This is a genomic window from Nevskia sp., from assembly GCF_023266035.1.
Taxonomy (GTDB): domain Bacteria; phylum Pseudomonadota; class Gammaproteobacteria; order Nevskiales; family Nevskiaceae; genus Nevskia.
In genome coordinates, this window is the sequence record NZ_JAHFRY010000126.1 from 1 (window position 1) to 13881 (window position 13881).

Here is a 13881-nt window from a genome sequence, read left to right on the forward strand (position 1 = left end):
GACGCTGTGGAGCGGCCTCTACCTGTTCGGCAGTCTCGGCTTCTTTGCGCTCTGCGTGATCAAGATCGGCCCGCTGTACCTGAACGAATTCCAGATCAACCGCGCGGTGCGTGATGTGGCCGCGCAGTCCTCGGTGGTCGGCAGCGAGGTCGATGTCACCGCCGTGCGCTCGTCGCTGCAGCGGCGCTGGGATATCGACTATCTGCGCCAGCTCGAACCGCGCGACATCAAGGTGATACGGACCACCGGCGGCCTGTTCCTGAGCTACGACTACGACGCCGAAGTGTCGCTGTTCGCGAACATCATCGTCGTCGCCCGCTTCAAGGCCGACATTCCCCTGCGTGCGGTGCCGGGCGGTTGAGCGCCAAGAATCTCGAGCAGATCGGCCGGGTTCGCCTGTGCGCCGCCCTCGGCTACCAATTCCGTGATGCCACGCTGCTGCAGCGCGCGCTGACCCATCGCAGCTTCGGTGTCGATCACAATGAACGCCTGGAATTTCTCGGCGACGCACTGCTGAACTTCGCGATCGCTGCAGAAATCTATCGCTTGCGCCCGAAAGCGCCAGAAGGTGATCTGTCGCGCTTGCGCGCCAGCATCGTCCGCGAGGAAACCCTGGCCACGGCGGCGCGGCGGCTGCCCTTGCCGGATGTCATCCGGCTCGGCAGCGGCGAGCTGCGCAGCGGTGGTTTCCGTCGCGATTCGACCTTGGCCGACGTGCTCGAAGCGCTGATCGGCGCGGTCTATCTCGATGGCGGCGTCGAGCCGGCGCATGCCCTGTGCCTCAAGCTGCTGGCGCCGGAGCTTGAAGCGCTGCCGGAAGCCGGCTCGCTGAAAGACTACAAGACGCGTCTGCAGGAAGTGCTGCAGGCGGAATCCCGGCCGCTGCCGGAATACACCGTGCTCAGCGAGGACGGACCGGCGCATCGCCGGAATTTCGCGGTACGTTGCCTGCTGCCAGACAGCGGGCAGATCATGGAAGCAGAAGCACACTCTCGGCGCATTGCCGAACAACGGGCGGCCAGCGCGATGCTGGACGCGATCACCTTGAAGGAAACGAAACATGCGTAGTGGAATCGTGGCAATCGTCGGTCGACCCAACGTCGGCAAATCTTCCCTGCTCAATGCCCTGGTCGGCCAGAAAGTGTCGATCACCGCGCCGAAGCCGCAGACCACACGCCATCGCATCCAGGGCGTGCTGCACGGCGACAACGCGCAGATCGTTTTCGTCGACACGCCGGGCATGCACCGCGCCGCGAAGAAGGCGCTGAACAAAGCGATGAACGACGCCGCCAGCAACAGCCTGCACTACGTCGATCTGGCGCTGTTCGTGATCGAGGCCGGCCGCTGGACCGATGAAGATGAAGCGGTGCTCGAGCGCCTGAAGTCGGTGAAGTCGCCGGTGGCGCTGGTGATCAACAAGGTCGACAAGTTCAGCGACAAGAACGATCTGCTGCCGCTGATGGAGAAACTGGCGCCACTGCGCGAGTGGGCGTTCGTGATGCCGCTGTCGGCACTCAAGGGCGCCAATGTCAACGTGCTGGCCAAGCAGCTGATGGAGCGGATGCCGGAAGGCCCGCCGCTGTATCCGGAAGGTCAGGTCGTCGGCCACGATCTGAGCTTCACGATCTCCGAGATGGTCCGCGAAAAGCTGATGCGCTCGCTGGCCCAGGAACTGCCGTACGCGCTGACCGTCGAGACCGAAGCGGTCGAGCGCGAAGGCGGCCTGCTGAAGGCCTCGGCGATCATCTGGGTCGAGCGCGATGGCCAGAAGAAGATCGTCATCGGCGAAGACGGCGCGATGCTCAAGCGAGTTGGCACCGCCGCTCGTCGCGAGCTCGAGGAAATGACCGGCGGCAAGGTCTTCCTGAAGCTCTGGGTGCGGGTCAAGGAAGGCTGGACCGACGATCCGAAGGCGCTCAGCCGCTTCGGTTACGAAGGCGGCTAGCGTTCAGCCCGGGCCGAGCACCGACCGTGTCCAGCGCCCGCATCGAACTGCAACCGGCCTGGCTGCTGTCGCAGAAGCCTTATCGCGAAACCAGTGAACTGCTGGAAGTGCTGACGCCGCAGCACGGCCGCGTCGGCCTGGTTGCCCGCGGCCTGCGCGGGCCGCGGGCAAAGCAGCGCGGCGTGGTCAGCTTGTTCCGGCCGCTGCTGCTGTCCTGGCTGGACAAGGGCGAACTCGGCACGGTCACGGCAGTCGAGGCCGGCGGGCCGGAAGTGCAGCTGGTCGGTGAGCGTCTGTTCCATGGCTGGTATCTGAACGAGCTGCTGTTGAAGCTGCTGCCGAGGCACGATCCGCATCCGGCGCTGTACAGGGTCTACGCCGACAGCCTGCAGCTGCTTGCCGGCAGCGCGCTCGAAGCGGAAGCCGCGCTGCGTCTGTTTGAATTGCGCGCACTCGAAGAACTGGGCTACGGCCTGCCGCTGGCCGAGGCTTTCGATGAAGCCGGTCACTACCGCTATCTCGGCGATCGCGGCTTCGTTGCCTGCGCCGAAGGCACACGCGGAGCGCTCGCCGGCGTCAGCTTGAATGCGCTGCGGGCAGGCTGGCTCGACAGCCGCGCCGTACTCGACGATGCCCGCCGCCTGCTGCGCGCCGCGCTTGAACCGCAAGTGCCGCATGCGTCCTTGCGCACGCCGCAATTGCTGCGCGAGATGCGTGCCTTCGGCAGCAATAAACCCTAGATTTGCCAGAGGGGACGAGAGCAGAATCGTCTCGCAGTTTCAGCGGTAGGTCGTTGTCAAAAAAGCTGCATAAATCAAAGATTTTTCGAGAGGAATTCCCATTGAACGTTTCCCCGTCAAGTTCGGCACTGCGCCGGGCTGTATCTGCCGTGCGCCCCGCCAGGTCTGCGATCACCGCTGCCTCCATCGCACTGGGCCTGCTCGTCGCAAGCTCGGCCCATGCCGAGTTCACCACCCCGGTTGCCAGCTACGGCGTCAGCGGTGTGGCGACGTTCTCGGCTGGGCCCGGTTTCGTGCTGCGGGAAATGGAGCCCGGTGGCTTGGTTGCAGCCGCGACGACCGATAGCAGCGAACGGCTCTACGTGCTGTATCGGGCGCTGCCGCCCACCGACAGCGTCAGCCATCTTTACCTGGTTCGCATCGATGCTGCCGGCGTTCTCGACAGCGGCTTTGCCCGGCTCGATTTCGGCCAGGCCACGGCGATCGACGGCGACGTCGCACTGGCGTTGGACGAATCGCGCCAGCGCTTGTATCTGATCAGCCTGCCGCCGGTCGGTCCAGTAATGTCGATCACCGTATCGGCGCGCCGCTTCGACAACAGCCTGGATCCGACTTTCAACGGCGGCAACGATCTGATCATCGTGCCCGGCCGCACGGTCGACAATCGTGTCGGCTTCTCCGCGACCGTCGACCAGACCACTGGTCGCCTGGTACTCGGTGGCGCTTTCGTGGTGTCGTCCGGTGACACGCGTGACGCCATGACGCCGCTGCTCGCCAACCGGGTCACCGTCACCTATGTGATCACTCCGGAAGGTCTGCTCGATACCGCCTTCAACAGCAACGGCCTGAAGATCCAGTCGCGGCCGGATGTACCGAGCCTGCTGTCGACGGTGAGCTTCGGCGCGGCAACCGGTGCCGACGGCCGTGTCTTCAACCTCGGCGTTGGCCTGGTGGCCGGCGAGCGCTACGTCGGCACCGTGTTCAGCGATCTCGCTGATGGCAGCACCGATGCCGGATTCAACGGCAATGGTCTGCAGGTCATCGATCTCGCCCCCGCCACGGCACCACCGGCGGGGCAGTCGAACCTGACCCAGCTGTTGTTCGGTCGCGTGCTTGCCAGTGGCACCACGCAGTTCGTCGGCCTGATCGGTCAGCTCGACACGACAACCTTGAACTACGTCCCAGGCGGAAGCTCGGCCTTTGGTGTGCAGTTCACCCGCGACGGTACCTACGATCTCGGCCTCAATGGTAGCGGCATGGTCACAGCGCCGATCGACCTGTCCCGTTCGCCACCGGTTGCCTTGTTCGCCGATGGCAGCATCGCCGCAGTGTTCCGTGCCAATGACAACCAGATCTCGGCGCGCGTACTCGAAGGCTTCAGAGGTTCCATCGGCGGCGGCACCACTACAGGCGGAACAACCAGCGGCGAGACCACCGGTGGAACGACCACCGGAAGCACGACCGGCGGTACGACCACTGGCGGCACAACCGGTGACACCACCACTGGCGGTACGACGGGCGGCTCCACCACGGGTGGCACCACGACTGGCGGCACCACGACTGGCGGCACCACGACTGGCGGCAGCACGACCGGTGGCAGCACCACCGGCACCAGCACCGGTGGAACCACCACTGGCGGCAGCAGCTCAAGCTCGGGCGGCGGCGGTTCGTTCGGGCTGTTCGGCGTGGTGGGCTTGATGATCGGTGCGCTGCTGCGGCGTCGTCGCGGCTTCGGCGTGGTGCGCGGCGCCTGATCGTGCATCCGGCATCGCGTCTGCCACATTCCGGCAGGCGCGATGCCGCTATGCTCAAGGCCGGCAACAATCTGACCGGCGTTCTCCGTGACTTCTTTTTCCGAGCTACTCCAGCAGGGTTCCACGAACCTCTGGCTGTTCATTCCCAGCGCCCTGCTGCTCGGTGCGCTGCATGGCCTGGAGCCGGGCCATTCGAAGACCATGATGGCGGCGTTCATCATCGCCATCCGCGGCACGGTGATGCAGGCGGTGCTGCTCGGCGTATCGGCAGCGGCTTCGCACACGCTGGTGGTCTGGGTGGTCGCGCTGGTCGGCTTGCATTACGGCGCGCAGATTGATGGCGAACGTACCGAGGCCTGGTTCCAGCTGGCCTCCGGCGTGTTGATCGTCACCATCGCGGTCTGGATGCTGTTGCGCGTCCACGGTCAGCAGCAGGCGTCGGCGAAGGTCCATTCCCATCACGATCATCACCACGGCGACGCTCATGATCACGGGCACGATCATGACCACGCCGATGACCATGGCGACGATCACGCGCGTGCCCACGCTGCCGACATCGAGCAGCGTTTCGGCGATCGCCGGCCGAGCACCGGCCAGATCATCGCGTTCGGTTTGACCGGTGGCCTGGTGCCTTGTCCGGCATCGATCACCGTGCTGCTGCTGTGTCTGCAATTGAAGAAGTACAGCCTCGGCCTGACCCTGGTGCTCGGCTTCAGCATCGGCCTGGCACTGGTGATGGTGCTGAGCGGTGTGCTCGCTGCACTCAGCTTGCGGGCCGCGAGCAATCGCTGGGGCGGCTTCAGCGGTTTCGGCGTCTGGGCGCGTCGCGCGCCGTATCTGTCGAGTGCGCTGATCATCGTCATCGGCCTGATCAGCATCCAGCTCGGCTGGGATGGCTTGCAGGCGTCGTAGAGCGGCACAAAAGAAGGGCGCCGAAGCGCCCTTAATGTCACGTCCTGTCAAAAAAACCGTACTGCTTTTCTTGCGCCGCCATGACGGAAGCTTGGGGTTTGCCGTCGTGGGTTGAACTGCGCATCGTTTGGATGCAACGCGCGGCCAATCGGTTGCAGCGCGTGCCGTGAAATTGCCAGCGCCGCGAGGTCGATTCCGTCCTCGGATCTTTAACGCGGGCCAGGCGGACCTCCGTCGCCGCGCTGTTATGTTCGTCGATCGCAGAATTTCCGCAGCCGCCAAGACCTTGATTGCACGACACTTGTCCATCGTGACAACGGCGCTGCGCCTACAATGCGCAACTCCTTTTCAGCCTTCCATCTCCCACCTGCCATGCGTCCCCTGCGTCTAGGCGTCAACGTCGATCACATTGCCACCGTCCGCCAGGCGCGCGGCACGGCTTATCCGGATCCGGTGGAGGGCGCGCTGCTTGCCGCTGCCAGCGGCGCCGACAGCATCACCATCCATCTGCGCGAGGATCGCCGTCATATCCAGGACCATGATCTGGCGCGGCTGACGCCGGTCTGTCCGGTGCCGATCAATCTGGAGATGGCGGTGACCGCGGCGATGGTCGATATCGGTGTGGCGGCCAAGCCGAAATACGTTTGCCTGGTGCCGGAGCGGCGTGAGGAGCGCACCACCGAAGGCGGCCTCGATGTCGCCGGCAATCTGCCAGCGGTGCGTGAAGCCTGCGAACGCCTTGCGGCGGCGGGCTGCATCGTCGCTTTGTTCATCGCCGCCGATCCGGTGCAGCTCGCGGCGGCGAAGGCCAGCGGCGCGCCGCAACTGGAAATCCATACTGGCCATTACGCCGACACCCGTGGTGCCGAACAGCTTGCCGAACTGGCGCGCATTGCCGCATTCGCGCGTGATGCCGTAGCGATGGGCTTCGAGGTTCATGCCGGTCACGGGCTCAATGTCGACAACGTCGGGCCGATCGCGGCGATTCCGGAAATCGTCGAGCTGAACATCGGCCACGCGATCATCGCCCGCAGCCTGTTCATCGGCCTGCCGGCCGCGATTGCCGAGATTCGTGCGGCGATGGCGCGATGAAGCCATGGTCAGTGATCAAGGGGCAGAGGCCCGGTCCGGCAGGCGACTTTTGTCTGGCCACTAAACACTGGCCACGGGCCACTGCTTTCAGATGATCTACGGCATCGGCACCGATCTGCTGCGCATCGAGCGTTGCGAAGCGCTTTACGCGCGCCAGGGTGAGCGGGCGCTGAGCAAGCTGCTGATGCCGGAAGAACGCGCGGCTGTGCCAGAAGCGAAAAGCATCGGCTACGCGATTGCCCGCGGGTTTGCTGCGAAGGAGGCTTTCGTCAAGGCGCTCGGCACCGGCTTTCACGGCGTCAGCTATCAGGATGTCGGCGCGCTGCGCGAGGCGAAGCAGCGGCCGCGGCTGATCTTCAGCGCTGCCATGCAGGCGCGGCTCGAAGCGCTCGGCATCAGCCAGGCTCACCTGTCGTTCACCGACGAGGCCGGGATGATCATCGCCTTCGTGGTGCTCGAATGCGGCGACGGCGCGCCTGCGTCCCGTAAAATGCCGGGATGAAACCGATCACGCTCCCCGACACCATCGGCAACACGCCGCTGGTGCAAATCACTCGTCTGCCCGGCATCGGCAACAACCGCCTGTTCCTGAAGCTGGAAGGCAACAATCCGGCCGGCTCGGTCAAGGATCGCCCGGCCTATTCGATGATCCGCCGTGCCGAAGAGCGCGGCGAGATCAAGCCCGGCGATACCCTGATCGAAGCGACGTCCGGCAACACCGGTATCGCTCTCGCGATGGCGGCGGCGATGCGTGGCTTCCGGATGGTGCTGATCATGCCGGCGCATCTGTCCGTGGAGCGTCGCGCGGTGATGAAGGCTTTCGGCGCCGAGCTGATCCTGGTCTCCAAGGAAGAGGGCATGGAGGGCGCGCGCGATCTCGCGGAAGCCATGGAGAAGGACGGCAAGGGCAAGGTGCTGAACCAGTTCGGCAACCCGGACAATCCGCGCGCGCACTACGAAGGCACGGCGCCGGAAATCTGGACCGCGCTGAACGGTGAGCTGACCCACTTCGTTGCGACCATGGGCACCACCGGCACGATCATGGGCTGCTCGCGTTATCTGAAAGAGCAGAACGCGGCGGTGCAGATCGTCGGCGTGCAGCCGGATGGCGAGTCGTCGATTCCCGGCATCCGCAAATGGCCCGAGGCTTATCTGCCGACGATCTTCGATCGCAGCCGGGTCGATCGCGTCGTCGAAGTCTCTACCCAGCAAGCCGAGGACACGATGCGCGATCTGGCGAAGATCGAAGGCGTGTTCTGCGGTCCGTCATCTGGCGGCTCGGTCTGGACGGCGCTGCAGCTGTGCAAGGAACTCGATGGCGCGACGATCGCCGCGATCATCTGCGACCGTGGCGACCGCTATATCTCCACTGGTGTTTTCCCCGAGTGAGCCGTACCAAGCGGAAGCCGCCGCCGGATACCGAGTTCAGCGCCGAGGTCACCGATCTCGATCACGATGGCCGCGGCGTCGCCCGCATCAACGGCAAAGTCACCTTCATCTTCGGCGCGTTACCCGGTGAAACGGTGCGCTACAAGCTGCTGCGAGTCACTCGCGCGCTCGATGAAGCGGAAGTCACGGCGATCGACGTCGCTTCGCCGGATCGGGTCACGCCGGGCTGCGAGCACTTCGGGCTTTGCGGCGGCTGCTCGCTGCAGCATCTGGCGCCAGCCGCGCAGATCGCCTTCAAGCAGCAGGCGATGCTGGAAGCGCTGCGCCGGATCGGCGGCGTGGTGCCGGATGTCATTGCCGATGCGGTGACCGGCCCGGTCTGGACCTATCGCCGCCGCGCACGCATGGGCGTGAAGCTGGTGCCGAAGAAGGGCGGGGTGCTGATCGGCTTCCGCGAGCGCGATGCCAATGCGCTGGCGGTGCTGAACCGCTGCGAGGTCGTCGATCCCCGGCTGGGCCTGAAGCTGCGCCTGCTCGGCGCGCTGTTCGACGGCTTGAGCATCGCCGGCCAGATTCCGCAGATCGAGGTCTCGGCGGCGGCGCATGTCGCCGTGACCATCCGCGTGCTGGCGCCGCCCAGCGATGACGACCGCGCCAAGCTGCTGGCCTTCGCCGCCGAGCACGATTACGACTTCTATCTGCAGAGTGGCGGTCCGGATACTTTGGTGCCGCTGAGCGCGGCGCGGCCGCTGGACTACTCGCCGGATGGCAGCGCGCTGCGCCTGGCGTTTCAGCCGGCCGATTTCATCCAGATCAATTCCGATGTCAGCCAGCGCATGGTCGTGCAGGCGCTGGACTGGCTGGGTGTCGAACCGGGCAATGAAGTGCTGGAACTGTTCGCCGGGCTCGGCAACTTCACCTTGCCGCTGGCAGCGCGCGGCGCCAAGGTCACGGCGGTGGAGGGCGAGACCGGGCTGGTCGCAAGAGGCAAGGCCAATCTGCAAGCCAATGGCTACGACGGCCGCTTCCTGAAGGCCGATCTGTTCAAGCCGGATCCGAAAGCCGAATGGCTGAAACATCGCTACGATCTGGCGCTGATCGATCCGCCACGCTCCGGCGCCAAGGAAATCCTGCCGATGCTGGCAGCGACCAAGGCGCGGCGCATCGTCTATGTGTCCTGTCATCCAGGTACCTTGGCGCGCGATGCCGGCGAGCTGGTCAACACCTACGGCTACCGCCTGACGCGAGCCGGCGTGCTGGACATGTTTCCGCATACGACGCACGTCGAATCGATGGCGCTGTTCGAGAGAAGCAGTGGCTAGTGGTCTGTGGCTAGTGGCTAGCAGAAGCCAGCCAATGCGGACCCCGACGTTGCTGACCCCTAATCACTAACCACTGACCACTGCTTCAGCCATGGCAATTGAAATCGAACGCAAGTTTCTGGTGGTCGGCGATGACTGGCGCACACAGGCCACGCGCCGCGTGCCGATGCGGCAGGGCTATCTGACCGAAGACAACGGCAAGAGCTCGATTCGGGTGCGCCTGCAGGGCATCGAAGCGCGGCTGAACATCAAGGCCGCGGTCGTCGGCCGTGCCCGCGCCGAGTACGACTACCCGGTGCCGGTCCATGACGCCCACGAAATTCTCGACACGCTGTGCGTCGGCTTGGTCGACAAGGTTCGTCATTACATCGACGTCGTGAGCCCGGATGGCGGCGCGCTGACCTGGGAGATCGACGAATTCGCCGGCGCCAATGTCGGTCTGGTGGTCGCTGAAATCGAACTGCGTCACAACGACCAGCGCTTTGACACGCCCGCCTGGCTGGGCGCGGAAGTCACCGAGGATCGCCGCTATTACAATCACAGCCTCGCGCTGCACCCGTGGCGCGACTGGCCCGAGAACGAAGTTGCCCACGCGCCAGGGAATTAGCCTGCTGATCCGTCTGCGTCGATCGCTCCGCCGTTCCGCGTCCCACCGCTGCAGCAACCACCGCGAGCCCGCATGCCCTCTGGTTTAATCATGGGACCGATCATGGCCGACGTCGCCGGCCTGAGCCTGACCGCCGAAGACCGCGAGGTGCTTGCGCATCCGCTGGTCGGCGGCCTGATCCTGTTCGCCCGCAACTACTCCGATCCCGAGCAGCGGCGGGCGCTGTGCAACGACCTGCTGGCGATCAAGACGCCGCGGCTGCTGATCGCCGTCGACCACGAAGGCGGCCGGGTGCAGCGCTTCCGGGTCGGCTTCACGCGCATTCCGGCGATGGGCACCTTGACGCGGCTGCACGAGGAATCACCGCTGCGGGCGCTGGAAGAAGCGCGGCTGTACGGCGAAACCATCGGCCGAGAACTGGCTTCGTACGGTATCGATCTCTGCTTCGCGCCGGTGCTCGACCGCGACTGCGGCATATCGACGATCATCGGCGATCGCGCCTTCTCGTCCGATCCGCTGCAGATCATCACCTTCGCGCGCGCCTTCCGCGCTGGCCTCAATGCCGCGGGCCTGAGCGCCACCGGCAAGCACTTCCCCGGTCACGGTGCGGTGGCGGCGGATTCGCATCTGGAACTGCCGGTCGATCGCCGCTCGTTCGCCGATATCGAGCAGCGCGATCTGGTGCCGTTCCGGGCGCTGATCGACGACGGCATCGAATCGCTGATGCTCGCCCACGTGCGCTACAGCGCTTACGACGATCTCCCGGCCTCGTTTTCGCGCAAGTGGATTCGTACCCTGCTGCGTGGCGATTACAAGTACAACGGCGCGGTGTTCTGCGATGACCTGTGCATGCAGGGCGCCGTGGTCATCGGCGACATCGTGGAGCGCGCCAACGTCGCCCTGCATGCCGGCTGCGACATGCTGCCGGTCTGCAACGATCGAACGATGGTCACGAAACTGCTCGAAGCTCTGCCGGTCAAGGAACGCCGCCTGTCCAGCGCCCGGCTGAAGGCGCTCTACCGAAAAACTGGAACCTTCACCGCATGAGTCTTACCGCCGACCAAGCCCGCCAGGCACTCGCCGAAGCCGATTGCCTGTACGACGAAGCCGCCGTCAACGCCGCCTATGACTGGCTCGCCGCCGAGATCACCGCCGAGTACGCCGACAAGAGTCCGCTGATCCTCTGCGTGATGATCGGTGGCCTGGTGCCGACTGCCGAAATCCTGCGCCGCCTGTCGTTCCCGTTCCAGCTCGACTACCTGCACGCCACCCGCTACCGCGGTTCGACGACCGGCGGCGGCCTGATCTGGAAGCGCCAGCCGCCGGCGATCCTCGACGGCCGCCACGTGCTGGTGGTGGACGACATTCTCGACGAGGGCCACACCCTGGTCGCGATCCGTAAGGCACTGGAAGGCTTCGCGCCGCTGAGCCTGAAGGTCGCCGTGCTCGCCGAAAAGCTGCACGACCGCCGCGCCGCCGGTGCCCACGCCGAGTTCATCGGCTTCAGCGTCATCGATCGCTACGTGTTCGGCTGCGGCATGGACTACCAGGAATACTGGCGCCAGCTGCCGGCGATCTATGCCTTGAAAGGGTTGTAATGCCGCGTGCTTTCGGGAGTGCCTTGAATGGCACTCCCGAGCGGCAGTACAACGGGCGGCAGCCCCGGAGCTTATCGCGACGCTAAAGGCTTCATCTCCTACTGATCTCATCTTGCCAATGTCGACGTCCCATCCGCAGATCCCGAACGCCAAGGTCGCCGTCATCGGCGGCACCGGCATGAACCAGTGGCCGGGCCTGGCGATCATCGAATCGGTGGTCGTCGATACGCCCTATGGCGCGCCCTCCGCGCCGCTGGCGAAAGGCCGGATTGCCGGCGTCGAGGCGATCTTCCTGGCTCGCCATGGCGAAGGCCACAAGATCCCGCCGCATGCGATCAACTACCGCGCCAATCTCTGGGCGCTGAAGGCGGCCGGCGTGCACAACGTCATCGCGATCGGCGCGGTTGGCTCGATCGCCGAATGGTTCGCACCCGGCGATGTCACCGTGCCGGACGATGTCATCGACTACAGCTGGGGCCGCGAGCACAGCTATTCCGATGGCCGACCGGGCAGTGAACTCAAGCACGTCGAGTTCGAGCATCCGTATGCACCAGCCCTGCGCAAGACCTTGCTCGATGCAGCACTTGCAGCCGCCGTCGCTGCTCATGACGGCGGCACGATGGCCGTGACCCAGGGCCCACGCCTGGAATCACCGGCCGAGATTCGCCGCCTGAAGCAGGACGGCTGCGCGATGGTCGGCATGACCGGCATGCCGGAAGCCGGCCTCGCGGCCGAACTGGGGCTGGCCTATGCCTGCCTCGCGGTCAGCGTCAACTGGGCGCCGGGCATCGGCAGTGGCGACATCCACGGCCAGATCGAACTCTGGGTCGCCACCAGCATGGCCAAGGTGCGGGCGATTCTCGAACGGGCTCTGCCGGTGCTTGCCGGCTGAGACTGTTGCCGCTCGGCGCAATGCCGGCGGCTGTTCACGCGCGTTCTCCGCGTCATCAATCCGGCACCGGTGTCATCCGGGCCGGGTTGCGGCGTCGGCATCCCGACGCGTCGCGTGCCGGGTTCTTGTTGCCTGGCGACGGACGGCAGCTGAATGACGACGAAGCGTCAGCAGCAGCGAGGCCTTGAACCTGCAGCGTCGCCGGTGACGGCAGAACCTTGAATCGACGCGGCGGAATGCCGTCTTCGGCGCATCGGGTCTGCCACTCCGACTCGACGACCCGAGACTCCACATGCGCTTCGAACATCCGCCTGCTGCTGCCGCTTTCGCGTCAAAAATCCGGCGCCTGCCGACTCCGATCCTCCAACGGCTAGTGCCGAATCTGCTGCTGGCAACGCTGCTGACCAGCGTTGCTGTGCCAGCCGCTGCCGCTGCTGTGCCGACCTTGAGCGTGCAGGACGCGAGGATGCTCGAAGGCAATGCCGGCACCAGCGCGATGCGCTTCACGGTGAGCTTGACTCCGGCGGCGACGACCACCGTCAGTGTCCGGGCCTCGACCAGCAACGGCACGGCGCTCAGCGGTTCGGACTACATCGGCGGCAGCCGGACGATCACTTTCGCGCCCGGCGAAACCAGCAAGCTGGTCAATGTCGCGCTGGTCGGCGATACCGTCATCGAGCCCGATGAATCCTTCGTCGCCACGCTCAGCAGCCCGACTGGCGGCGCCGTCATCGGCCGCGGCACGGCCACCGGCATCATCGTCAACGATGACGGCGGGCCGCCCGATACGACCCCCGATCCATTCCAGTTCGCGCCAGTCGTCGATGCCCCGCCGAAGAGCACGCAGGACAGCCAGGCGATCATCGTCAGCGGCGTCAACGCTGCACCGGCGATCGCCGTTGCCAACGGCAGCTACAGCATCGATGGCGGCGCTTTCGTCAGCGCGCCCGGCAAGGTCGCGGCCGGCCAGAAGGTCAAGGTGCGTCAGACCGCGTCGGCCACGCCGGGCGCGCGCAGCAGCGCGGTGCTGAGCATCGGCGATGTCTCGGCCGCGTTCGATGTGACCACGGCGGACGTGTCGACGGTGAGCATCGCCGATGCCTCGATCAACGAAGGCGATGCCGGCATCACCGTGCTGCCGTTCACGGTGAGCTTGTCGCCAGCTTCGACGGGCACGGTCAGCGTTCGCGCCTCGACCTCGAACGGCAGCGCCGTCAGCGGCAGCGACTACAGCGGCGGCGCGCTGACCATCAGCTTTGCCCCCGGCGAGACCAGCAAGACCATCAAGGTCGCGATCAACGGCGACAGCCTTGCCGAAGCGGACGAAACCTTCCACGCGACGCTGGGCAGCGTCAGCGGCAATGCCGTGATCGGCCGCGGCGACGCCATCGGCACCATCATCAACGACGATGGCGATGCCGCGTCCGACGCCACGCCTGATCCCATCAGCTTCCCGCCGGTCAGCGATGCCGAGCCGGGCGCGCTGGTGAACAGCTCGGCGGTCACCATCACCGGCATCAGCGCCGCGGTGCCGATCTCGGTCTCGGGTGGCTTGTTCAGCGTCAATGGCGCTGCGTACACCAGCTCAGCCGCCAGCGTCCGGGCCGGCGATCAGGTCACCGTGCAAGTC

The 13881-nt window shown here is 65.5% G+C and carries 16 protein-coding genes; 15 read left to right on the forward strand and 1 reads right to left on the reverse strand.

Annotated features, from left to right (window positions below; translation table 11 throughout):
* The 14 genes from Q0D45_RS17215 to Q0D45_RS17280 form a co-directional block, all read left to right on the forward strand.
* On the forward strand, positions 1–361 hold a 361-nt coding region (locus Q0D45_RS17215), incomplete at its 5' end, for a DUF4845 domain-containing protein (RefSeq protein WP_293395595.1).
* Positions 358–1068 carry a ribonuclease III gene (gene rnc / locus Q0D45_RS17220; protein WP_293395598.1) on the forward strand — a complete coding sequence of 237 codons (711 nt, stop codon included), beginning with the start codon at positions 358–360 and terminating at the stop codon, positions 1066–1068. The genes Q0D45_RS17215 and rnc, both read left to right, overlap by 4 nt.
* Positions 1061–1945: a GTPase Era gene (gene era, locus Q0D45_RS17225; protein ID WP_293395600.1), complete on the forward strand. Its 885-nt coding sequence runs from the start codon at positions 1061–1063 to the stop codon at positions 1943–1945. Before rnc ends, era begins: the two co-directional genes overlap by 8 nt.
* Before the next feature lie 26 nt (positions 1946–1971).
* A complete protein-coding gene (recO, locus tag Q0D45_RS17230) occupies positions 1972–2685 on the forward strand; it encodes a DNA repair protein RecO (protein ID WP_293395603.1) in 714 nt (237 codons plus the stop codon).
* Positions 2686–2786: 101 nt separating this feature from the next.
* On the forward strand, positions 2787–4439 hold the full coding sequence (locus Q0D45_RS17235) for a hypothetical protein (RefSeq protein ID WP_293395607.1): 1653 nt from the start codon (positions 2787–2789) through the stop codon (positions 4437–4439).
* Between the two features lie 87 nt (positions 4440–4526).
* Positions 4527–5351 carry a nickel/cobalt efflux transporter gene (locus tag Q0D45_RS17240; protein WP_293395610.1) on the forward strand — a complete coding sequence of 275 codons (825 nt, stop codon included), beginning with the start codon at positions 4527–4529 and terminating at the stop codon, positions 5349–5351.
* 372 nt (positions 5352–5723) lie between these two features.
* Entirely contained in the window at positions 5724–6443 is a 720-nt protein-coding gene (locus Q0D45_RS17245) for a pyridoxine 5'-phosphate synthase (RefSeq protein ID WP_293395613.1), read from the forward strand.
* Between the two features lie 91 nt (positions 6444–6534).
* Complete coding sequence (gene acpS / locus Q0D45_RS17250; protein ID WP_293395616.1) at positions 6535–6945, forward strand: holo-ACP synthase; 411 nt, start codon at positions 6535–6537, stop codon at positions 6943–6945.
* Positions 6942–7832, forward strand: a complete 891-nt coding sequence (cysM, locus tag Q0D45_RS17255) for a cysteine synthase CysM (RefSeq protein ID WP_293395619.1) — start codon at positions 6942–6944, stop codon at positions 7830–7832. Before acpS ends, cysM begins: the two co-directional genes overlap by 4 nt.
* Positions 7829–9154 (forward strand): 23S rRNA (uracil(1939)-C(5))-methyltransferase RlmD, encoded by a 1326-nt coding sequence (rlmD, locus tag Q0D45_RS17260; protein WP_293395622.1) that lies wholly within the window; start codon positions 7829–7831, stop codon positions 9152–9154. Before cysM ends, rlmD begins: the two co-directional genes overlap by 4 nt.
* A gap of 91 nt (positions 9155–9245) precedes the next feature.
* Positions 9246–9761 carry a CYTH domain-containing protein gene (locus tag Q0D45_RS17265; RefSeq protein WP_293395625.1) on the forward strand — a complete coding sequence of 172 codons (516 nt, stop codon included), beginning with the start codon at positions 9246–9248 and terminating at the stop codon, positions 9759–9761.
* Between the two features lie 72 nt (positions 9762–9833).
* Positions 9834–10808: a beta-N-acetylhexosaminidase gene (gene nagZ / locus Q0D45_RS17270; RefSeq protein ID WP_293395628.1), complete on the forward strand. Its 975-nt coding sequence runs from the start codon at positions 9834–9836 to the stop codon at positions 10806–10808.
* Complete coding sequence (locus tag Q0D45_RS17275) at positions 10805–11359, forward strand: hypoxanthine-guanine phosphoribosyltransferase (protein WP_293395631.1); 555 nt, start codon at positions 10805–10807, stop codon at positions 11357–11359. The genes nagZ and Q0D45_RS17275 overlap by 4 nt, the downstream gene beginning before the upstream one ends.
* A 118-nt stretch (positions 11360–11477) precedes the next feature.
* Complete coding sequence (locus Q0D45_RS17280; protein WP_293395634.1) at positions 11478–12251, forward strand: S-methyl-5'-thioinosine phosphorylase; 774 nt, start codon at positions 11478–11480, stop codon at positions 12249–12251.
* A gap of 55 nt (positions 12252–12306) precedes the next feature.
* Here the strand turns inward: Q0D45_RS17280 and Q0D45_RS17285 are convergent, their stop codons facing one another.
* Positions 12307–12558 (reverse strand): hypothetical protein, encoded by a 252-nt coding sequence (locus Q0D45_RS17285; protein ID WP_293395637.1) that lies wholly within the window; start codon positions 12556–12558, stop codon positions 12307–12309.
* Here Q0D45_RS17285 and Q0D45_RS17290 point away from each other — a divergent pair.
* A partial coding sequence (locus Q0D45_RS17290) for a Calx-beta domain-containing protein (protein ID WP_293395640.1) occupies positions 12544–13881 on the forward strand: 1338 nt, incomplete at its 3' end. The genes Q0D45_RS17285 and Q0D45_RS17290 overlap by 15 nt on opposite strands.